Source organism: Micromonospora fluostatini (genome assembly GCF_050410825.1).
GTDB classification, from domain to species: domain Bacteria; phylum Actinomycetota; class Actinomycetes; order Mycobacteriales; family Micromonosporaceae; genus Micromonospora; species Micromonospora rosaria.
This window is the reverse complement of sequence record NZ_CP191251.1, coordinates 953,701-974,316: the sequence shown is the minus strand read 5'-3', so window position 1 is coordinate 974,316 and position 20,616 is coordinate 953,701. Positions and strand designations below refer to the sequence as shown.

Annotated in this window: 16 protein-coding genes and 1 pseudogene; 9 read left to right on the top strand and 8 right to left on the bottom strand. The window is 73.6% G+C overall.

Annotated features, from left to right (window positions below):
• Nucleotides 1-691: 691 nt before the first annotated feature.
• Complete coding sequence (locus ACQUFX_RS04405) at nucleotides 692-2,182, top strand: GH1 family beta-glucosidase (protein WP_428964744.1); 1,491 nt, start codon at nucleotides 692-694, stop codon at nucleotides 2,180-2,182.
• Nucleotides 2,183-2,243: 61 nt separating this feature from the next.
• Here the strand turns inward: ACQUFX_RS04405 and ACQUFX_RS04400 are convergent, their stop codons facing one another.
• The 3 genes from ACQUFX_RS04400 to ACQUFX_RS04390 all read right to left on the bottom strand — a co-directional run bounded on the left by ACQUFX_RS04400 (nucleotide 2,244) and on the right by ACQUFX_RS04390 (nucleotide 6,777).
• Nucleotides 2,244-2,669 (bottom strand): roadblock/LC7 domain-containing protein, encoded by a 426-nt coding sequence (locus ACQUFX_RS04400; RefSeq protein ID WP_428964743.1) that lies wholly within the window; start codon nucleotides 2,667-2,669, stop codon nucleotides 2,244-2,246.
• On the bottom strand, nucleotides 2,666-5,263 hold the full coding sequence (locus ACQUFX_RS04395) for a sensor histidine kinase (RefSeq protein WP_428964742.1): 2,598 nt from the start codon (nucleotides 5,261-5,263) through the stop codon (nucleotides 2,666-2,668). The genes ACQUFX_RS04400 and ACQUFX_RS04395 overlap by 4 nt, the downstream gene beginning before the upstream one ends.
• Before the next feature lie 101 nt (nucleotides 5,264-5,364).
• Complete coding sequence (locus ACQUFX_RS04390; protein WP_428964741.1) at nucleotides 5,365-6,777, bottom strand: FGGY family carbohydrate kinase; 1,413 nt, start codon at nucleotides 6,775-6,777, stop codon at nucleotides 5,365-5,367.
• 351 nt (nucleotides 6,778-7,128) lie between these two features.
• Here ACQUFX_RS04390 and ACQUFX_RS04385 point away from each other — a divergent pair, with 351 nt between their 5' ends.
• The gene (locus ACQUFX_RS04385; protein ID WP_428964740.1) at nucleotides 7,129-9,066 is read left to right on the top strand and encodes an anthranilate synthase family protein; all 1,938 of its coding nucleotides are present in this window, start codon (nucleotides 7,129-7,131) and stop codon (nucleotides 9,064-9,066) included.
• 56 nt (nucleotides 9,067-9,122) lie between these two features.
• Here the strand turns inward: ACQUFX_RS04385 and wrbA are convergent, their stop codons facing one another.
• Nucleotides 9,123-9,743 carry an NAD(P)H:quinone oxidoreductase gene (gene wrbA / locus ACQUFX_RS04380; protein ID WP_428964739.1) on the bottom strand — a complete coding sequence of 207 codons (621 nt, stop codon included), beginning with the start codon at nucleotides 9,741-9,743 and terminating at the stop codon, nucleotides 9,123-9,125.
• Nucleotides 9,744-9,895: 152 nt separating this feature from the next.
• Here wrbA and ACQUFX_RS04375 point away from each other — a divergent pair, with 152 nt between their 5' ends.
• The 7 genes and pseudogenes from ACQUFX_RS04375 (at nucleotide 9,896) to ACQUFX_RS04345 (ending at nucleotide 16,043) form a co-directional block, all read left to right on the top strand.
• A complete protein-coding gene (locus ACQUFX_RS04375; protein WP_428964738.1) occupies nucleotides 9,896-10,735 on the top strand; it encodes an ABC transporter ATP-binding protein in 840 nt (279 codons plus the stop codon).
• A pseudogene (locus ACQUFX_RS04370) lies at nucleotides 10,732-11,545 on the top strand (ABC transporter permease). The gene ACQUFX_RS04375 and the pseudogene ACQUFX_RS04370 overlap by 4 nt, the downstream one beginning before the upstream one ends.
• 230 nt (nucleotides 11,546-11,775) lie before the next feature.
• Nucleotides 11,776-12,765 (top strand): sensor histidine kinase, encoded by a 990-nt coding sequence (locus ACQUFX_RS04365; RefSeq protein ID WP_428966856.1) that lies wholly within the window; start codon nucleotides 11,776-11,778, stop codon nucleotides 12,763-12,765.
• Nucleotides 12,762-13,385: a response regulator gene (locus ACQUFX_RS04360; protein WP_428964737.1), complete on the top strand. Its 624-nt coding sequence runs from the start codon at nucleotides 12,762-12,764 to the stop codon at nucleotides 13,383-13,385. The genes ACQUFX_RS04365 and ACQUFX_RS04360 overlap by 4 nt, the downstream gene beginning before the upstream one ends.
• Nucleotides 13,386-13,420: 35 nt before the next feature.
• On the top strand, nucleotides 13,421-13,921 hold the full coding sequence (locus ACQUFX_RS04355; RefSeq protein WP_428964736.1) for a GNAT family N-acetyltransferase: 501 nt from the start codon (nucleotides 13,421-13,423) through the stop codon (nucleotides 13,919-13,921).
• 80 nt (nucleotides 13,922-14,001) lie between these two features.
• On the top strand, nucleotides 14,002-14,592 hold the full coding sequence (locus ACQUFX_RS04350) for an HAD family hydrolase (RefSeq protein WP_428964735.1): 591 nt from the start codon (nucleotides 14,002-14,004) through the stop codon (nucleotides 14,590-14,592).
• Nucleotides 14,593-14,927: 335 nt separating this feature from the next.
• Nucleotides 14,928-16,043 (top strand): winged helix DNA-binding domain-containing protein, encoded by a 1,116-nt coding sequence (locus ACQUFX_RS04345; protein ID WP_428964734.1) that lies wholly within the window; start codon nucleotides 14,928-14,930, stop codon nucleotides 16,041-16,043.
• Nucleotides 16,044-16,126: 83 nt separating this feature from the next.
• Here the strand turns inward: ACQUFX_RS04345 and ACQUFX_RS04340 are convergent, their stop codons facing one another.
• The 4 genes from ACQUFX_RS04340 to ACQUFX_RS04325 are packed head-to-tail and all read right to left on the bottom strand — an operon-like array spanning nucleotide 16,127 to nucleotide 20,471.
• Nucleotides 16,127-17,335, bottom strand: a complete 1,209-nt coding sequence (locus ACQUFX_RS04340) for an ABC transporter ATP-binding protein (RefSeq protein ID WP_428964733.1) — start codon at nucleotides 17,333-17,335, stop codon at nucleotides 16,127-16,129.
• A 10-nt stretch (nucleotides 17,336-17,345) separates the two neighbouring features.
• Nucleotides 17,346-18,179, bottom strand: coding sequence for a carbohydrate ABC transporter permease (locus ACQUFX_RS04335; RefSeq protein ID WP_428964732.1), 834 nt, complete (start codon nucleotides 18,177-18,179; stop codon nucleotides 17,346-17,348).
• A gap of 1 nt (nucleotide 18,180) precedes the next feature.
• Nucleotides 18,181-19,185 carry a carbohydrate ABC transporter permease gene (locus ACQUFX_RS04330; protein WP_428964731.1) on the bottom strand — a complete coding sequence of 335 codons (1,005 nt, stop codon included), beginning with the start codon at nucleotides 19,183-19,185 and terminating at the stop codon, nucleotides 18,181-18,183.
• The gene (locus ACQUFX_RS04325; protein WP_428964730.1) at nucleotides 19,182-20,471 is read right to left on the bottom strand and encodes an ABC transporter substrate-binding protein; all 1,290 of its coding nucleotides are present in this window, start codon (nucleotides 20,469-20,471) and stop codon (nucleotides 19,182-19,184) included. Before ACQUFX_RS04325 ends, ACQUFX_RS04330 begins: the two co-directional genes overlap by 4 nt.
• Between the last annotated feature and the right edge of the window lie 145 nt (nucleotides 20,472-20,616).

Here is a 20,616-nt window from a genome sequence, read left to right as displayed (position 1 = left end):
CGCAGTAGTTCGACAGTCTCGCATGGAAGCGCTCCCACAACAAGGCCGGACCCACCGGATGTTTCAATCTCGTTTAGGGGCTTTCACAAAGCGGTGACGGGCGTTACAGTCGCTGCATCGCCGATGGGAGCGCTTCCATCGACGGAGATGTAGGTTACGTTCTGCCCGGGCCGTCCTCGGACGACCCCGGACCAGCCCCAATGGCTGACGGCGGGCCAAGCCCGGACGCCGCCGCCAGCCGATGACCCACCGACATGGAGGGAGGTGGAACCAGAGCCACTCGCGTGGCCCGGCTCCCGCGCACCACGCACGCGGATCCCACAATCACAGTGCGTGTGCTGTACCAATGCTGGGGACGGGGGTTGCCCTCCCCCGTCCCCACACTAACCCTCCGTCTCTGACGGGAAAAGAGGCCGACGGGACAGGCGTATGCCACCCGGCCGGCCTCGATCGCTGTACCGGCGCACCCCGCCGACCTCGTTCGCCTCCGGCAGCACCCCCGCCGGGCGCGTCGACCTCGGCAGACGCCGTCGACCGCCCCACCTTTCCCCGCCCGGCCGCCGACTGCCGGTGACCATGCCGCCACGAACGCGGCTCACCGCACGCAGTGCCGCGGACCGGCCGCGCCTACCCTAGTATGGGAGCGCTCCCGGTCGTCGGTGGCAGGCAAAAGCTGTGAGGAGAACACCCGATGTCGATACTCACCCGGCGGCGCCTGCTCCACCGCGCCGCGCCCCTCCCCGCGCCCACCGGTGCCACCGGCACCCCCCTGGGTGCCGCCGCCGCCCTCGCGGCCGGCGCCACCGGGCCCGGCGCGGACACCGCCTCCGGCGACGAGCACGACCCGGCCCCCGCGCCGCGCGACGTGCTCCGCTTCCCGGAGAACTTCGGCTGGGGCGCGGCCACCTCCGCGTACCAGATCGAGGGGGCGGCGAAGGAGGACGGCCGGGGCGAGTCGGTCTGGGACACCTTCAGCCGGACCCCCGGGCGCACCCTCAACGGCGACACCGGCGACGTGGCCGCCGACCACTACCACCGGTGGCCCGAGGACCTGGACCTGATGCGCGACCTCGGGCTGCACAGCTACCGGTTCTCCATCTCCTGGCCCCGCGTCCAGGCCGACGGCACCGGCAAGCCCAACCAGCGCGGCCTCGACTTCTACCGGCGCATGGTGGACGGCCTCAACGAACGCGGCATCGCCCCGATGGCCACCCTGTTCCACTGGGACCTGCCCCAGGCCCTCCAGGACACCGGCGGCTGGGAGAACCGGGACACCGCCCTCCGCTTCGCCGACTACGCCGACACCGTCTTCCGCGCCCTCGGCGACCGGATCCCCGTCTGGCTCACCGTCAACGAGCCCAAGACCGTGGTGCAGAACGGCTACCTCACCGGCCACCACGCCCCCGGCAAGAAGGACCCGGACGCCGCCTACCTGGTCGCCCACCACCTCCAGCTCGCCCACGGGCTGGCCGTGCAGGCCTTCCGCGCCACCGGCGAGCCGGGACGCATCGGCCCCGCCATCAACCTGCACCCCTGCTACCCCGCCGACGACTCACCGGCCGCTGCCGCCGCCACCCGCCTCTACGACGGGTACGAGAACCGCCTCTACCTCGACCCGATCCTGCGCGGCAGCTACCCCAGCGACGTCCTGGCCGACCTCGGGCCGGACAGCCGGCTCGTCCGGGGGATCGCCGACGGCGACCTGGCCGTCATCTCCGCCCCCGTCGACCTGCTCGCGGTGCAGTACTACACCCCGATCTACGTCACCGCCGACGGCGGCACCGAGCGCCGCTGGCCCACCTCGGTCGCGGCCTGGCAACAGATCTACCCGGACGGCTTCTACGACATCCTCACCCGGGTCACCCGCGACTACGGGCCGATCCCGCTCACCGTCACCGAGAACGGGCTGCCCACCATCGACGTCCTCGCCGCCGACGGCACCGTCGACGACGCCGCCCGGGTCGACTTCCTGCGCGACCACCTCAGCGCCGCGCACCGGGCCATCACCGCCGGGGTGCCGCTGGAGAGCTACCACGTCTGGTCGCTGCTGGACAACTTCGAGTGGGAAGCCGGCTACGACCAGCGCTTCGGCATCGTCTACGTCGACTACCCCACCCAGCGCCGCATCCTCAAGCGCAGCGCCCACTGGTACCGGCAGGTGATCCGCGACAACGGCGTCTGACCGCCGCACGACACGGGGGCGGCCCCGACCCGAGGGTCGGGGCCGCCCCCGCACCGGTGGCTCAGCGCGGCAGCGCCTGCTGCAGTTCGGCGCGCAACGCCGGGGTGAGGATCTCCCCCGCCTGCTTCACCAGCCGGGCCATCTCGTACCCGACCACGCCGATGTCGGCGTCCCCGGCGGCCAGCGTGGCCAGGATCGACCCGTCCCGGATCTGCATGACCAGGAAGTAGCCCCGCCCCATCTCCACCACCGTCTGCTTGACGATGTCACCGTCGAACATCTGCGCCGCCCCGGCGGTGATGCTCATCAACCCGGAGGTCACCGCCGCCAGCTTGTCGGCGTGGTCCCGGGGCAGGTTGTCGGAGATCGCCACGAGCAACCCGTCGGAGGAGACCACGATCGCGTGCGCCACACCCGGCACCCGCTCGGTGAACGCGCTGACCAGCCAGCTCAGGTCGCGCGCCTCCTGGCTCAGTGTCGTCGTCACTGGTGTCCCCCTTCACTGCGTACGCCGGCCGGCGGCATCATTATTTCGGTGGTCTCCTCGTTCTCGGCCCGGCGCACCCCACTGTAGAAGCGCGACAGCATCCCGCCGACGGCCTCGGGGTCGGGCTCGTACCTCGGTGCCGGCTGCTCCGGCCGCGCCGACTGAGACACCGAGGCGAGCTGCGCCATCGGTACCCGCACCGGCAGTCCCTGCGCGTTGATGCCCCCGGTCACCGGCTGCTCCGGCGGCGCCCCCGACGGCGTCATCGACGGGGCCGGCCCCTTCGGGGACCACCACCCGCTCTTCTCCGGCCGCCCGGCGGCCGGGGCGAGCACGTCCTCGGCGCGCACCGGCACCGTGCGGGCGGGCCGGGGCACCGTCGTCGGTCGGGGCCGGCGCCCCGCCACCGGCAGCTCCGCCACCTCCGGGGCGATCGCCTCGTCGAGCGCGCCGACCGGCCCGGACACCGGCGACCCCACCGGCGCACCGGCGGCCGGCCCGCCCGGCGTGTTGGTGGCGACGGTCGGCGCGTCCACCAGGGAGACCGGCGGCGACCCCACCACCATCCCCGGCAGGTCCAGCTCGATCGACCCCGCCGGCGCCAGCAGGCCACCCGGCAGCCGGATCCGGGCCACCAGGCCCGCCGACTCCCCCGGATGCAGCCGCACCTGGACACCGTGGCGCACCGCCAGGTGGCTGACCACGAACAGACCCATCCGCTCGGAGGCGGCCACGTCCGCTGCCGGCGGACTGGCCAGCAACGCGTTCGCCTCGGCCAGCGCGGCGGCGCTCATCCCCAGGCCCTGGTCGGTGATCTGGACGCTCACCCCGTCCTCCTCCGCCCAGGCGCTGACCACCACCGTGGTCTCCGGACGGGAGAACGAGGTGGCGTTCTCCAGCAGCTCGGCCACCAGGTGCACCAGGTCACCCACCGCGTGCCCGACGAGCTGCAGCTCCACCACCGAGTCGTGCCGCACCCGCTGGTACTGCTCGATCTCCGCGCTGGCGGCCAGCAGCACGTTGCCCAGCCCGACCGGCCGGTTCCACCGCCGGGTCGAATCGGTCCCGGCCAGCACCAGCAGGCTCTCGTCGTTGCGGCGCATCCGCGCCGCGAGGTGGTCCAGCTTGAACAGGTTCTCCAGCTGGTCCGGGTCGCTCTCCTCCCGCTCCAGGTCGTCGAGGAGCTTCAACTGCCGCTCGACCAGGACCTGGCTGCGGCGGGCGAGGTTGACGAACATCGCGTTGACGTTGCGCCGCATGGTCGCCTGCTCCACCGCGACGCTGACCGCGCTGCGGTGCACCGCGACGAACGCCTCGGCCAGCTCGCCGATCTCGTCGAGGGACCGGACCACCGCCGGGGCCACCTCGATCTCCGGCACCCCACCGCTGACCGTGCGCAGCCGGTCCAGCGTGTCGGGCAGCTCCACCTGCGCGATCCGCAGGGCCTGACCACGTAGCTGACGCATGGACCGGGCGATCGAGCGGCCGATCAGCACCGAGGTCAGCACCGCCGCCCCCAGCACGGTCGCGACCGCCCCGGCCACCAGCAGGGTCTGCCGCAACTGGCTGCCGCTGGCGTCCTCGGCCTGGGTCACCGCGTCGTCGAGCACACCGGACAGCACCTGCCCGAGCAGCGCCTGCCGCTGCTCGCTGGCCGACCACCACTCCCCGGCGGGCAGCACCGCCGCCTCACTGCCGTCGCCGGGCAGGCTCTTCTCCTCCAACGTGGTGGCCGCGACGAAGGCCGGGTCGACCGACGCCCGGTCGTAACGGGCGATCTGCCCGTTGGTCGCCGCGACCCGGAAGGCCCCCAGCGCGGTGAGCTGCTGCGCCCGCAGGTCGGTCAGGGTGACCTGGTCCTCCAGGCCGTACTCGCCGGCGCGGGCGGCCTCGTGCAACTGGGCGCTGACCCGGGAGGACAGCTCCTTGACCCGGGCCAACTGCACGTAGCGCAGCACCGCGTCGGTGAGCACCGGCTGCCCCTCACCGGGGGACGGCTCGGCGAGCAGGTCGAGCAGCGTGTTGATGGCCCGGTGGTAGTTGCTCAGGATGGTGTCGCTGCTCAGCACCGCCGCCGGCACCGCACCCCGGATGAAGACCACCTGCTCGGCGGCCTCCAGCACCTCCGCGTACGCGATCTGCCAGGAGGGGTCCGAGTCGGCCAGCGGCGCGGCGGCCCGGCGCAGGTCCGCCATCGCCCGGTCGGTCGCCTCCTGCAACGGCCGCAACGAACTGGCCGCCGCGTCACCGCTGAGCCGCCGGCCGGACGCGCGCAGCTCGGCCAGCTCCCCGGCGGTGCGGTCCCGCTCCTGCTGCAAGGCGTGCACCGCGGCGTTGATCTCCACACCGACGGCCACCTGCCCGGCGAAGTCGCTCAACGTGGTCGTCCGCCCGACCAGGCTGGCGGTCTGCACGCCGGCCAGCACCAGGAACGCCAACGACGGGATGATCAACACGGCGGTGAGCTTGGTGCCCATCCGCCAGTCCCGCAGCCGCAACGCGGAGCGCCGCCGGTGGGGCACGACCCGGACGTCGAACCTGCGCCGGCGGTGGCTGGAGACCCCACCGGGATTCGCGTCGGGACGTGTGCCCACCCTGCCTCCTCGCCTCGCCGCCGCTCAAACCGCGAGCCGGCGAGCGGGCTTTATCCAACCAGGCCTGTGAGCTGTGTCAACGCCCCGGGGGGAGATGCGGCTCAGGAAGGATACGCAGGGCGCGCGGAAGCTGGCGTGGTCGGTGGATGCGGCTCATCCATCCGGCCGATGTCGACCGGCTCCGCGGCGTCGGTCAACCGGCCCACCGCGGCCAACGCGGCACCCGCCGCGCCGATCTCCGGATCCGGCTGCCAGCACACCGTGCGCGGCGCGAGCGCCGCCCCGAAAGCCCGCCGCCACCAGGGCGACGCCGCCAACGCGCCGCCGCCCAGCACCGCCGTCACCGTGCGATCCACCGTGGACTCCAGCACCGTCAGGTCCTCGGCGACCTGGTCGCAGAGCCCCCGCATCAGCCCGGCCAGGATCTCCACTGCGCTGGTCCCGAAACTGAGCCCACCGATCCGCCCGGATCCCGCCGGGGCCAGGCCCGGCGGCCGGTCCCCACCGAGCCGGGGATCGGTCGGCGTCCCACCGTCGGCCGGCACCCGGGCCAGCGCCGCGTCCAACTCCGCGCCGGAGGGCAGCCGCAGCTCCCGGTCGGCCCAGGCGAACAGGTTCCCCCCGGAGGAGTACGCCGCCCCGGTGACCACGTGGTCGTGGTCCACCCGGTACCGCCAGAGCCGCTCGGGCAGCGGCGGCAGCGGCACCCCGGCGGGCACCGCCTGCATCATGCGCACCGCCGCCGAGGTCCCCACGGTCACCGCCGCCCGGCTCCCGTCGACACAGGCCGACCCGATGTTGGACGCCGCACCGTCGCCGATCGGCGCCTGCCAGCGCGCCCCCGCCAGGTCCGGCCAGCGCCGCGCGTACTCCGGGCGCAACCGGCCCGACCACGACGTCGGCGCCAGCTCCGGCAGCTCCCCCGGGCCCGCCCCGGCCAGCTCGCACGCCTCCGCGTCCCAGTCCAGGCTGCGCAGGTCGAGCAGGCCGGTGCCGGAGGCCAACGAGATCGACATCGGCGCCTCGGTCAGCAGCGCCGCCAGCACGAACTCGGCGAGCCCGACGAACCGGGCCACCGGGACCGAGGAGCGCTCCCGCAGCCAGGGCAGCCGCATCGACCAGTAGGTCCGGTGCCACCAGGCGCCGGTGCGCTGGTGGAAGGCGTCCGCGTCGACCGGCCCCACCGCCCCCGGCGGCGGCACCGCCCGGGTGTCCAGCCAGGTCAGCACCGGCCCCAGCGGCGCGCCCCGGCGGTCCAGCGGCACCACCGAGTGCCACTGCGCGCAGACCGCCACCCGCGCCACCCCGCGCAGGTGCCCGCCCGCCCCCAACTCGTCGAGGCACTCCACCAGACCGGCCAGGTAACCCGCACCGTCCAGGGTCCCCGCCCCGTGGTCGGTGGTGTTCACCGCCGTCCGCCGCCGGACCAGGGCACCCGGCAGCACCTCGGCGTCCGCGTCGAGCACCAGCCCCCGCACCGAGGACGTCCCCAGGTCCAGCGCGAGAATCCTCATCGCGGGTCACCGTACCCAGCCGGGCGGGTGCGGGAACCCGGTCCGGCGCGAATCGACCCCGCGGACCGTTTCCGATCGTCCCGACCACGGCTGCCGGTGGCCCTGTCCGCCGCTGCCGGCAGTCCCGCCCGACCGCTGCCTCCGGTCGGGTCGCCGCAACGCTTCCGGTCGCCGCCCCCGCCGCGTAGGGTGGGCACATGCCCGCGCTGACGTCCTGCTGGTGGCCCGCCGACCCGGCGGCCACCTCCCGCGCGTAGCTACCCCGACGCGGCCGCCGACCAGGCGGCCGCCGGTCCCTCCCGGCTCCCGGGCCGCCCCCGACGGTGGCACCCGAGCCCCGAGGAGCACCCCATGTCCCGCCTGCCCGACCTGCTCGCCGCCGTCACCGACGGCCGCGACCCCGGGCCGTTCGCCCTCGTCCGCCGCGAGGGCGCCGACCACCTGGACCTGTTCACCGGCACGCTGCGCGTGGCCGACCGGCTCGCCGACATCCCGCTGCCCGCCACCGGGGCCGGGCCGCACACCCTGGCCCTGGTGCCCTACCGGCAGGTCACCGAACGCGGGTTCGCCTGCGTCGACGACGGCACCCCCCTGGAGTGCCTGGTCGTCGACGCCGCCGAACGGATCGGCACGGCACGGGCGCTCGCCGCGCTGCCGGCCGACCCGCTGGTCGCCACCGACGCCGCGTTCGACAGCACCGACGAGGAGTACGCGGCCACCGTCGCCCGGGTGCTGGCCGAGGAGATCGGACGCGGCGAGGGGGCCAACTTCGTCATCCACCGCACCCTGACCGCCCGGGCGCAGGGGACGCCGCTGCGCGCCGCGCTGACCGCGCTGCGCCGGCTGCTGACCCGCGAACGCGGCGCGTACTGGACCTTCCTCGTGCACACCGGCACCCGCACCCTGGTCGGGGCCAGCCCGGAACGGCACGTCAGCGTCGACGACGGGCTGGTCATGATGAACCCGATCAGCGGCACCTTCCGGCACACCGGCACCACTGCCGACCGGGCCGCCCTGCTGCGGTTCCTGCACGACCCCAAGGAGGTCGAGGAGCTGTACATGGTGCTCGACGAGGAGCTGAAGATGATGGCCCGGGTCGCCGAGCACGGCGGGCAGGTCGTCGGCCCGTACCTGAAGGAGATGGCGCACCTGACCCACACCGAGTACCTGCTCGCCGGCCGCAGCTCCCGGGACGTGCGCGAGGTGCTGCGGGAGACGATGTTCGCCCCGACGGTCACCGGCAGCCCGATGGAGAACGCCTGCCGGGTGATCGCCCGGCACGAACGCACCGGCCGGGGCCACTACGCCGGGGTGCTGGCCCTGCTCGGCCGCGACGACGCCGGCCGGCAGACCCTCGACGCGCCGATCCTGATCCGCACCGCCGAGTTCGCCCCCACCGGCGAGGTGCGGGTGAAGGTCGGCGCCACCCTGGTCCGCCACTCCACCCCCGCCGGGGAGGTCGCCGAGACCCACGCCAAGGCCGCCGGCGTGCTGGCCGCGCTGGGACTCGGCCCGGACGCCCCCGCCGCCGGCCCCGACCCGGCGGTACGCCTCGCCGACGACCCCGAGGTCCGCGCCACACTGGCCGCCCGCAACGAGCCGCTGGCCCGGTTCTGGCTGGACCAGCGCCCACCCGGCAGCACCGTGCTGCCCGGCCTGGCCGGACGCCGGGCGCTGATCGTGGACGCCGAGGACACCTTCACCGCGATGCTGGCCCACCAGCTCACCGCCCTCGGCCTCACCGTCGAGGTCCGCCCCTGGCAACAGCCCGGCCCCCTCGACCCCCACGACCTGGTGGTGGTCGGCCCCGGCCCCGGTGACCCGGGCGGCGACGAACCGAAGACCGCAGCGCTGCGCACGCTGCTGACCGGGCTGCTCACCGCCGGCCGGCCCACCCTGGCGGTCTGCCTGGGCCACCAGGTCCTCGCCGGGCTGCTCGGCCTGCCCCTGCACCGGCGGGCCAGCCCCTACCAGGGGGTGCAGCGGCGGATCCGGCTCTTCGGCACGAGCCGCCGGGTCGGCTTCTACTCGACGTTCACCGCGCTGGCCGACACCGACCGGCTGCCCACCCGGTACGGGCCGGTCGAGGTGGCCCGCGACGACACCGACGGCGCGGTGCACGCGCTGCGCGGCCCCGGCTTCGCCGGGGTGCAGTTCCACCCGGAGTCGGTGCTCAGCCCGGACGGCCTGGCCGTCCTGGCCGACCTGCTCGCACACCTGCTGGCCCGCCCGGAGCGCACGCTGGCCACGCACCACCCGACGGACCGGGCCGCGACGGAGCGGGGCTAGCCGGTGGGGCCGGACGGGAGCGGACCCGTCCGGCCCCGACCGCTGTTCCACCCTGGTCAGCCGGCCGCCAGGCCCCGACGCAGCGCGGTACCGATCTCCACGGCCCGCTTCGCGGTCAGCGCGGTCGCCGCCAGCGCCACGTGGTCCGGCGGGATCTCCCCGTTGTTGCTGGTGTGCGAGGCGCCGTACGGGTTGCCCGCGACGAACTGGCTGGGGTCGGTGTACCCGGGCGCCACCACGATGCCGCCCCAGTGGTAGAAGACGTTGAACAGGGCCAGCAGCGTCGACTCCTGCCCACCGTTGGCGGTGGCCGTCGAGGTGAAGCCGGAGTAGACCTTGTTGGCCAGCGCCCCCTGCGCCCACAGCGGGCCGGTGGTGTCGATGAACTGCTTGAGCTGCGCGGCGATCATGCCGTACCGGGTCGGCGAGCCGAAGATCACCACGTCGGCCCACGACAGGTCGTCCGGCTCGGCCTCCATCACGTCCTGGGTCTCCAGCCGGTGCGCCTGCCAGCCCGAGTTGGACCGGATCGCCTCGTCCGGGGCGAGTTCCCGCACCTTGCGCAGGCGGACCTCGGCACCGGCCTCCCCGGCGGCCTCGCACGCCGACTGCGCCATCTGGTACGTGATGCCGGTGGCGCTGTAGTAGATCACCGCAACCTTGGTCTGGCCGTCCATCAGGTGGTTCCTCCTCGTCAGGGATCAACTCCGGCGACTACCCGATACTTGCCCCGTCAAACACCCGCAGGGGGCGTCCCCCGGTCGACGGACACCACCGTTCCTGCCACCGGTCGTCGCGCACGGCCCGACCCCGCACCGACGATCGGAACATGACCGAAACCCCCGCGGTGCGGGTCCGCGGACTCCGCCGCGCCTACGACGACCGGGTCGCCCTGGCCGGCATCGACCTGGACGTCACCCCCGGCGAGGTGCTCGCCCTGCTCGGCCCCAACGGCGCCGGCAAGACGACCACCGTGGAGATCCTCGCCGGCCTGCGGGCCCGCGACGACGGCGAGGTCCGGGTGCTCGGCGAGGACCCCGCCCGCGCCGGCCTCGCCTGGCGCTCCCGCGTCGGCATCGTCACCCAGGGCGCCGCCGACCTCGCCGAACTGACCGTCGGCGAGGCCGTCCGGCACTTCGCCCACTACCACCCCGACCCCCGCGACCCCGCCGAGGTCCTCGACCTGGTCGGCCTCACCGACCGGTCCCGCACCCGCATCCGTACCCTCTCCGGCGGCCAACGCCGCCGCCTCGACGTGGCCCTCGGCGTGCTCGGCCGGCCCCGCCTGCTCTTCCTCGACGAGCCGACCACCGGGTTCGACCCGCAGGCCCGCCGACGGTTCTGGGCGCTGATCCGGGACCTCGCCGGAGCGCAGCACACCACGATCCTGCTCACCACCCACTACCTCGACGAGGTGGAGGCCCTCGCCGACCGGGTCGTGGTCGTCGCCGCCGGCCGGGTGGTCGCCGAGGGCGACCCGGCCACCCTGGGCGGACGCGCCACCGCCCGCAGCACCGTGCGCTGGGCCGGCGGGCAGCGCGACACCGACGACCCGGCCGCCCTGGTCGCCGACCTGACCCGCCGGTACGGCGGGACCGTCCCCGAGCTGAGCGTCACCCGACCCAGCCTGGAGGACGTCTACCTGGAGCTGATCGGAGCACCGTCGTGACCACCACCGCCCGCGCCGTCCTGCGCCTCGGGCTGCACCGGGGCGTGCTCGAACTGACCGCGTTCCGCCGCGAACGCGACGCGGTGGTCTTCACCTTCGCCATGCCGGTGGTGATCCTCATCCTGCTCGGCGCGCTCTTCGACGGCGTGTACCCCGGCAGCGACGTCACCTCCGCCCAGTACCTGGCACCCAGCATGATCGCCGCCGGGGTCGCCTCCACCACCTTCGTCAACCTCGGCACCGGCATCGCCGCCGACCGCGACGACGGCACCCTGCGCCGGCTACGCGGCCTGCCCATGCCCCCGGCGGCGTACGTCGTCGGCAAGACCCTGATGGCCCTGGTGGTCAGCGTCGGCGAGGCGGTCCTGCTGATCGCCGTCGGGGTACTCGCCTTCGACCTGTCCCTGCCGGCCGACCCGGCCCGGTGGCTCACCCTCGGCTGGGTGTTCCTGCTCGGCGGCACCGCCTGCGCCCTGCTCGGCATCGCGGTCAGCGCCCTGGCCCGCTCGGCCCGCAGCGCCGCCGCCGTGCTGAACCTGCCCTACCTGGCCCTGGCCTTCGTCTCCCGGGGTCTTCTTCACCCCCGTCGGCGCGCTGCCGGAACCGTTGCGCACCCTCGGCGCGCTCTTCCCCCTCAAGTGGATGGCACAGGGCTTCCGCTCGGCGTTCCTGCCGGACACCGTCCTCTCCCAGGAGGTCGTACCCTCCTGGGAACACGGCCGGACCGCGCTCGTGCTGGTCGCCTGGTGCACCGGAGGACTGCTGCTGTGTCTGACCACCCTTTGCTGGCAGGGCCGGCGGAACCGGTGAGCAGCGCGACGGCGGTGGCCCTCGACGGCCTGCGCCACCCGGCCGGCGCCCGAGCCGCCACCGGCTGGGCGACCCGGTTCTGGATCTGGGACACCTACTTCGCCGCCGTCACCGTCGGCGTGGGCGCCCTGGTGGCCCTCGACCCCCGCCACCCCACCCCCGCCCGCCTCGGCGTCCTCGCCCTCTTCGCCGCGCTCGCCGGCTGGTACGCCGCCATCGGCCGGCCGCTGATGCGCGACTCCGTCGAGGACCGGCGCGGATACCTCTACCTCGCCGGTGTCCTCGCCCTCTACGGACCGGCGGTGCTGCTGGCCGGCTCCACCTCGTTCGTGCTCTTCGCGCTCTGCCCGCAGGTCTTCATGCTGTTCCCGGCGCTGCCCTCGATCGCCGCCCTGCTGCTGCTCAACAGCGTGCACGTGGTCGTGCTCGTGGTCCGCACCGCCGACCCGGCCGCGTACGGCGGACCGGCGCTGGTGGCCGCGATGGTGGTGCTCGTGGGATCGGTGCTCGGCGTCTGGTCACAGCGCACCGTCACCGAGAGCGAACACCGCGCCGACCTGATCGCCGAACTCGACCGCTCCCGAACGGAGGTGGCGACACTGTCCCACCAGGCCGGCATCACCGCCGAACGGCAACGTCTGGCAGCCGACATCCACGACACCATCGCCCAGGGCCTGTCCAGCGTCGTCATGCTGGTCCAGGCCGCCGACGCCGACCTCGACCGCGACACCGCCGGCGCCCGCCGGCACCTCGACCTGGCCCTGCGCACCGCCCGGGAGAACCTCGCCGAGGTCCGCGGACTCGTCGCCGCGCTCACCCCCGGCGAACTGACCGGCTCCCCGCTGGCCCAGGCCCTGCACCGGCTGGTCGACCGGTTCGGCCGGGACACCGCCGTCACCGCCACCTGCGCCGCCACCGGCACCCCCCGACCGCTGGCCACCTCCGTCGAGGTGGTGCTGCTGCGGGCCGCCCAGGAGGCGCTGGCCAACGTCCGCCGGCACGCCGGGGCCAGCACCGTACGGCTCCGGCTCGACCAGGGCACGGACACCGTGCTGCTGGAGGTCACCGACGACGGCGCCGGCTTCACCCCCGCCGACGGCACCGGCGGGTACGGCCTGGACGCCATGCGGGCCCGGGTGGAGCAGGTGCACGGCACCCTGACCGTCCGCTCCGCCCCCGGCGCGGGCACCACCGTACGGGTGGAGGTGCCGTACCCGTGATCTCGGTCCTGTTGGTGGACGACCACGCGCTGGTCCGCGCCGGGGTCGCCGGCCTGCTCGCCGGCGAGCCGGACATCACCGTCGTCGGCGAGGCGGCCTCCGGCCACGAGGCGGTCACCGCGGCGCGGGCGCTGCGCCCCGACGTGGTCCTGATGGACCTTCGCCTGCCCGGCCTGGACGGCGCGACCGCGACCGAACGGGTCCTCGCCGAGTCCCCGGCCACCCGGGTGGTGGTGCTCACCACCTACGAGACCGACGCGGACATCCTCCGCGCGGTCGAGGCGGGCGCGGCCGGGTACCTGCTCAAGGACGTCTCCCGGGCCGACCTGGTCGCCGCCGTGCGCACCGCCGCCCGCGGCGACACCGTGCTGGCCCCCTCCGTGGCGACCCGGCTGCTGCGCCAGGTCCGCCAGCCCGCCCCCACCCGCGAGACGCTGTCCCCCCGCGAGGTCGAGGTGCTGCGGCTGGTCGCCCAGGGCCGCTCCAACCCGGAGATCGGCCGGGAACTGCACATCGGCGAGGCGACGGTGAAGACGCATCTGATGCGCACCTTCGCCAAGCTCGGCGTCTCCGACCGCACCGCCGCGGTCACCACGGCGATGGCCGCCGGGCTGCTGTGAGGCACCCGCCCACCGCCCGGCCGGACCCCGCTGGCATGCTCGACACCGTGCAGATCCGGGACGCCACCGCCGACGACTGGCCCGCCATCTGGCCCTTCCTGCGGGAGATCGTCGCGGCCGGTGAGACGTACACCTACCCGCGCGACGTCACCGAGGAGCAGGCCCGCAGCATCTGGCTGCTCCCCGCGCCGGGACGCACCGTGGTCGCCGTCGACCCCGACGGCACGGTGCTCGGCTCGGCGAAGCTGACCCCCAACCAGCTCGGCCCCGGCGCGCACGTCGCCAACGCCAGCTTCATGGTGGCCCCGGCCGCCGCCGGGCGGGGCGTCGGCCGGCGACTCGGCCAGCACGTGCTCGACCTGGCCCGCGCCCAGGGGTACCGGGCGATGCAGTTCAACGCGGTGGTGGCCACCAACACCCGGGCGGTACGGCTGTGGCGCTCGCTCGGCTTCGAGGTGGTCGGCCGGGTGCCGGAGGCCTTCCAGCACCCCACCCAGGGGTACGTCGACCTGCTCGTCATGCACCAGCGGCTCTGAGCCCGCCCCGGCGGGTGCCGCGCGCCGCAGGGCGCGGGGCGGCGGGCGGGCGGCCGACCACCGGACGATAGCCTGGGCCGGTGACGCTGCCCCTGCCCACCGGTGACTTCCAGGCGTACCTGTTCGACTGCGACGGCACCATCGTCGACTCGATGCCCCTGCACTACACGGCCTGGCTGCGCACCCTCGACGAGTGGGGCTGCGCGTTCCCCGAGGACCTCTTCTACGCCCTCGCCGGCCTGCCCACCGCCGACATCGTCGCCACCCTCAACGACCGGCACGGCCTGGCCATGCCGGTGGAGGCCGTGGTCGCCCGCCGGGAGGCCCTCTACCAGCAGTTGCTGCCCACCGCGACCGGCATCCCCGACGTGCTGCGGCACATCGACGACGCGCACGGCCGGATCCCGTTCGCCGTGGTCTCCGGCAGCACCCGCGACTCCGTCACCGCCAGCCTCGACGCGCTCGGCCTCCTCGACCGCTTCGACGTCCTGGTCTGCGCCGGCGACTACACCCGCCCCAAGCCCGACCCGGAGCCGTTCCTGCTCGCCGCCCGCCTGCTCGGCGTGCCACCGCAGGCCTGCCTCGTCTTCGAGGACGCGGACCTGGGCATCGAGTCCGCCACGGCGGCCGGCATGGCCGCCGTCCGGGTCCCGCAGCCCCGCCGAGGCTGAGCCCAAACCCTCGGCGTTGCTCAAGATATCCGCAAGTTCCACCCGAAACCGCTTTCGGCAGGGCCGGCACCGGCGCATCCTGAGATGACCGGCGCCGGCAGGTCAGCCCGCCGCCCCGCGTCGGCGTACCTGAACGGGGGATCGCGTTTCGTCGGCAACGGCGCTGGCGCAACGCGATCAGGGGCCCACCGCCCCCTCCCCGCTCCGCCGCCCGGCGCGCCGGCCCCGCTCCACCACTCCGCTCGTCCCGCTCCGCGGCCTGGCCCGGCCGGCGTCGTCACCCGGCCCGGCGTCGGCGGCTAGGCTGACCGGCGGACCGGACGAAGGAGCCCCCGATGGCCGTGGACCTCACCGCAGCCGAGGCCCGCGCGCTGCGGATGACCAGCCTGCTGCTGCGCCCGCACCCGGCCACCCGCCCCGACACGGTCGCCGACGTCGTCGAGTGGTTCGGCGCGATGCAGGCCCAGGACGCGGCCAGCGGCCTCTGGTCGCTCGGCGTCCGCCTGCCCGGTGCGACCCGGGTTGACGTGCAGGAGGCCCTGGAACGGCGGGAGGCGCTGCGCACCTGGCCAATGCGCGGCACCGTGCACCTGGTGCCGTCCCGGGACGCGCACTGGATGCTCGCGGTGACCGGGGTCCGCGCCCTGGCCGGGGCGCAGCGGCGGCGGGCCGTGCTGGGGCTCACCGAGGCCGAGGCCGACCAGGCCGCCGACGTGCTCGGCACGGCCCTGGCCGGCGGGGCCCGGCTCACCCGGGCCGAGTGCCTGGCGGCGCTCACCGCGGCCGGCGTCGAGACCGCCGGTCAGCGCGGCTACCACCTGCTCTGGTACGCCGCCCAGCGCGGCGTCACCTGCATCGCCCCGCACGTCGGCACCGAGCAGACCTTCGCCCTGCTCGACGAGTGGGTACCCGACCCGCACCGGCCCGAGCGGGACGAGGCCCTGGGCATCCTGGCCCGGCGCTACTTTCGCAGCCACGGCCCCACCACCCGGCAGGACTTCGCCGGCTGGACGGGGCTGACCGCCGCCGACGCCAAGCGCGGCATCGCCGAAGCCGGGGACGCGCTGACCACCGTCACCGTCGACGGGGTGCCGGCGCTGGTCGACTCGGCCCTGCTCGACGCGCCCCCGACCCCGGTCGACGACGTGCACACCCTGCCCGGCTTCGACGAGTACCTGCTCGGCTACAAGGACCGCTCGCTGCTGCTGGACCCGGCGCACCAGCCGGCGGTCATCCCGGGCGGCAACGGCGTCTTCCAGCCCACCGTCGTGCACGACGGCCGGGTGGTCGGCACCTGGAAACGCACCGTCGCCAGGACCAGGGTCAGCGCGCAAATCCACCCCCTGGTCGCCCTACCCCCCGCCACCCGCGCCCAGGTGGAGACGGCCCTGACCGGTTACGCCACCTTCCTCGGCCTACCCCTGACCCTCACCTGGACCCCCCACCCCTGACCACCCCACGACCTCACCCCCGCGCCCCGCCCGCCCCACCCCGCCCGAGGCTCGGGCGGGGTGAGGCGCGGGCGAGGTGGGGGTCAGGCGGCGAGGGCGCCGGCGGCGCGGCCCTCGTGGAGGGTCAGGTTGCGGCCGGTGGACGGGTCGAAGAGGTGGATTTTCTCCAGGTTGAACCAGACCCGCCGGTCCTGGCCCTCGGTCACGGTCGACTCCGCCGACAGGCGGGTGACCAGGTTCGAGCCGCCACCGGCGAAGTCGGCGGCACCGGCGTCGGCGGCCAACTCCTCCAGCTCGGCGGCGCTGGCCCGCTCCCCCTCGACGGTGAAGTAGACGTACTTGTCCGAGCCCATCGACTCGACGATGTCGACCGGGGCGGTGAACTCCATCCCCCGCTGCCGGGTGTCGTCGTCGATCAGGTCGGCGTCCTCGAAGTGCTCGGGGCGGATGCCGAGGATCAGCTCACGGGGGGCGTCGGCGCCCTCCAGCTCGCGGCGGAGCCGGTCGCCGACCGGCACGTCCCCCAACGCCGTCCGCAGCCGGCCCTCCTCCACGGCGGCGTGCAGGAAGTTCATCGACGGTGAGCCGATGAACCCGGCGACGAAGAGGTTGCGCGGGTTGTCGTACAGCTCCTGCGGCGGGCCGACCTGCTGCACCGCCCCACCCCGCATGATCACCACGCGGTCGCCGAGGGTCATCGCCTCGGTCTGGTCGTGGGTGACGTACACGGTGGTGGTGCCGAGCTGCTTCTGCAACCGGGACACCACGGTCCGCATTTGCACCCGCAGCTTGGCGTCCAGGTTGGACAGCGGCTCGTCCATCAGGAACGCCTTGGGCTGGCGGACGATGGCCCGCCCCATCGCCACCCGCTGCCGCTGGCCACCGGAGAGGTTGGCCGGCTTGCGGTCGAGCAGGGGCGTCAGCTCCAGCACCTTCGCCGCCTCGTCGACCTTGGCGTTGATGGTCTGCTTGTCGAGCTTGGCCAGGCGCAGCGGGAACGCCATGTTCTCCCGCACCGTCATGTTCGGGTACAGCGCGTACGACTGGAACACCATCGCGATGTCCCGGTCCCGGGGGGCTTTGTCGTTGACCCGCTGGCCACCGATGCGCAGCTCACCGGAGCTGATGTCCTCCAGCCCGGCGATCATGTTCAGGGTGGTGGACTTGCCGCACCCGGACGGCCCGACCAGGATCACGAACTCGCCGTCGGCGATCTCCAGGTCGACGTCGGCCACCGCGACGGTCCCGTCCGGGAACTTCTTGCTCACCTTGTCGAGCACGATGTCAGCCACGTCTACCCACCTATCCCTTGACGGCGCCGGAGGTCAGACCGGACACGATCCGGCGCTGGAAGAAGAGCACGAACAGGATGATCGGAACGGTGATCACCACGGCGGCGGCGCAGATCGCCCCGGTGGGGTCCTCGAACTGCGACTCGCCGGTGAAGAACGACAACGCGACCGGCACCGTACGGGCCCGCTCGGTGGAGGTCAGCGTGATGGCGAACAGGAAGTCGTTCCAGCAGAAGATGAAGACCAGGATCGCCGTGGTGAACAGCCCCGGCGCGGCCAGCGGGGCGATGACCCGCCGGAACGCCTGCGCCTGGGTGGCGCCGTCCATCTTCGCCGCCTTCTCCAGGTCCCACGGGATCTGCTTGAAGAACGCCGACAGCGTGTAGATCGCCAGCGGCAGGGCGAAGGTGATGTACGGCAGGATCAGCCCCGGCCAGGTGTCGAAGAGGCCGAGCTGCCGTTCGATCTCGAACAGCGGCGACACCAGCGAGACCTGCGGGAACATCGCGATCAGCAGGGAGACGCCGACCAGCAGCTTCTTGCCGGGGAAGTCCAGGCGGGAGATCGCGTACGCGGCCATCGCGCCGAGCACCACCGCGATGACGGTGGCGATCAGGGCGATGCCGATCGAGTTGACCAGGGCCCGGACGAACTGGTCGGTGCTGAAGATCGACCGGTAGTTCTCCAGCGTCCACTCGCGCGGGATGAACTTGCCGTCGGTCAGCGTCGCCGGGGTCTTGAACGACAGCGACGCGATCCAGAGGACCGGGATCAGCGCGAAGACGACCACGAAGACGTCCAGCAGACCCCAGCGGAACTTGGCCCGGGTGGTGGTGTCCGCCATGTCAACGCCTCTCCCCGTCGTCGCTGCCGGGGGCAGCGGTACCGAACAGCTTCACGAAGATGAACGCGATGATCGCCACGGTGATGAAGATCAGCACCGACATGGTGGAGCCGATGCCGAGGTTCAGGCCCCGGATCAGGTTGTTGTAGGCGAGCATCGACACCGACGAGGTCTCGTTGGCCCCGGCGGTCAGCACGAAGATGTTGTCGAAGACCCGGAACGCGTCGAGCGTGCGGAACAGCAGGGCGACCAGGATCGCCGGCTTCATCACCGGCAGCATCACCTTGGTGAACCGCTGCCACGCGGTGGCCCCGTCCGTGGAGGCCGCCTTGAGCAGGTCCTCCGGCACCAGGGCCAGACCGGCCATCAGCAGCAGCGCCATGAACGGCGTGGTCTTCCAGATCTCCGCCAGCATGATGATCCCCAGCGCGCTGGCCCGCTCGGTCAACGGGTCGGTCCCGTCGAAGAGGCCCGCCAGGTAGCCGGTGCCGGGGGTGAAGGCGTACCGCCAGGAGAAGGCGGCCACCACCGTCACGATGCCGTACGGGATCAGCGCCGCGGTCCGGACGATCCCCCGCCCGACCAGCGTCCGGTGCATGATCAACGCCAGGCCCATGCCGAGTACCAGCTCGACGGCGACGGTGACCACCGTGATCAGCATGGTCACCCCGAACGCCGTCCACCAGAACTCGTTGGACAGCACCGTGGCGTAGTTCTCCAGCCCGACGAACTGCCGCTCGTCGGGGAAACGCAGGTCGAACCGTTGCAGGGAGAGCCAGACCGAGTACAGGATCGGGTACCCGGTCACCGCCAGCATCACCAGCGCGGCGGGCGCGCAGAGCAGCCAGCCGAGCCGACGCTCGGCCCGCTTGTTCTCGCTCAGCGGGGCCCGGTGGCGGCGCCCACGCGGCGGCGGCGCGAAGGGGTGCCGCTCGGTGGCCTGCTCGCCTCCGGTCCCGGTGGCCTCGGCCCCGTCCGGCGGCGCGGCGACGGTCCGCTCGCTCACGGCAGCACTCCCTTCGACTCCAGCGCGTCGGCGATCGCGCCGCGCAGCTCCTCGGCGGTCTGCTGCGGCCGGATCGCCGACGGCGGGGAGAGGTACGCCGACATCACGGTGGAGATGTTCTGGTACGCCGGGGTCAGCGGCCGGGTCGCCGCGTCCTGCAGCTCCGCCAGGATGGTCTCCTTCATCGGGTACGCCTCGTCCATCTCCGGGTCGTCGTAGACCGCCTCGATGGTCGGCGGGACACCGTCGTTGATCGCGGAGAACTTCTGGTTCTTCTCGTTACGCAGGCAGGCGGCGGCCTCGAAGGACTCCTCCGGGTGCTTCGAGTGCGCGCTGACCGCCAGGTTGTACCCGCCGACGGTGACCTTGCCGGGGGTGCCCGGGTCGACGCCCGGGTACCGGGCCCAGGCGACCTGCTGCGCCAGCTCCGGGTTCGCCTCCTGCATCGCCGGGTAGACGAACGGCCAGTTGAGCTGGAAGGCGCCGTTGCCGGACTGGAACTCCAACCGGACCGGGTCCTCGGCGGAGTTGCTGAACGACGGCGAGGTGACCCCGGAGGTGGCGAACCGCTGGAGGGTCTCCAGCGCCCGGACCGCCCCCTCGTCCATCTCCGCCCGCTTGCCGTCGGGGCTGACGATGTTCCCGCCGGCGCTGGCGACCAGGGTGTTGTAGAAGACGACCAGACCCTCGTACTGGGCGCCCATGGTGAGGATCTGGTACGGCTTGCCCTGGCTCTTGAGGTCCTGGGCCTGCTGGATCATCTCGTCGAACGTCGTCGGCGGCTGCTCCACCAGGTCCTTGCGGTACCAGAGCAGCTGCACGTTGGTGTTCTTCGGCGCGGCGTAGAGCCGGTCCTCGTAGGTCGCGGTCTCCAGCGGGCCGGCCAGGGTGCCCTGCTCCACGTCGGCCTTGCGCTGCCCGGTCCACTCCCGGATCCAGTTCGCGCTGGCGAACTCCTGGGTCCAGGTGACGTCGAGACCGAGCACGTCCATCCCGCTGTCCTCGGCGGCGAGCCGGCGGACCATCTGCACCCGCTGGTCGTCGGCCTCGCGCGGCAGCGTCCGGTAGACGATCCGGTAGCGGCCCTGCGCCTCGGCGTTGCAGTCGTCGACGACCTGCTGCAGGTTCTGCTCGGGGCCGTAGTACAGGTTGATCGTCGGCGGGCCGCCGGCCTCGTCCGAGCCGCACGCGGCCAGCGGCGCCAGCAGGGCCACCGCGGCGGCCGCCGCGGTGGCCCGTACCCGTGGCCGACGCCGATGTCGCGCTTGGTCGACGTGGTTCGTCATCGCCTCCCCCTCATGTGCATCGGCGAGAACCGGGGAAGGGGTCCGTGGCCCCGGCGCACGGCGAGACTCCTCTGACCGTTACCGGTCCGACCCGCCCCCAGGCGTTTCGTGGCGTCAACACTGCCCGACCTGCCGAGCGGCGAAA

Excerpts from the sequence above, each read along its gene's own strand:
- ACQUFX_RS04405 (WP_428964744.1), top strand. The coding sequence starts at position 692 with ATGTCGATACTCACCCGGCGGCGCCTGCTCCACCGCGCCGCGCCCCTC.
- ACQUFX_RS04390 (WP_428964741.1), bottom strand. The coding sequence starts at position 6,777 with ATGAGGATTCTCGCGCTGGACCTGGGGACGTCCTCGGTGCGGGGGCTG.
- ACQUFX_RS04385 (WP_428964740.1), top strand. The coding sequence starts at position 7,129 with ATGTCCCGCCTGCCCGACCTGCTCGCCGCCGTCACCGACGGCCGCGAC.
- wrbA (WP_428964739.1), bottom strand. The coding sequence starts at position 9,743 with ATGGACGGCCAGACCAAGGTTGCGGTGATCTACTACAGCGCCACCGGC.
- ACQUFX_RS04375 (WP_428964738.1), top strand. The coding sequence starts at position 9,896 with ATGACCGAAACCCCCGCGGTGCGGGTCCGCGGACTCCGCCGCGCCTAC.
- ACQUFX_RS04365 (WP_428966856.1), top strand. The coding sequence starts at position 11,776 with ATGCGCGACTCCGTCGAGGACCGGCGCGGATACCTCTACCTCGCCGGT.
- ACQUFX_RS04355 (WP_428964736.1), top strand. The coding sequence starts at position 13,421 with ATGCTCGACACCGTGCAGATCCGGGACGCCACCGCCGACGACTGGCCC.
- ACQUFX_RS04345 (WP_428964734.1), top strand. The coding sequence starts at position 14,928 with ATGGCCGTGGACCTCACCGCAGCCGAGGCCCGCGCGCTGCGGATGACC.
- ACQUFX_RS04335 (WP_428964732.1), bottom strand. The coding sequence starts at position 18,179 with ATGGCGGACACCACCACCCGGGCCAAGTTCCGCTGGGGTCTGCTGGAC.
- ACQUFX_RS04325 (WP_428964730.1), bottom strand. The coding sequence starts at position 20,471 with ATGACGAACCACGTCGACCAAGCGCGACATCGGCGTCGGCCACGGGTA.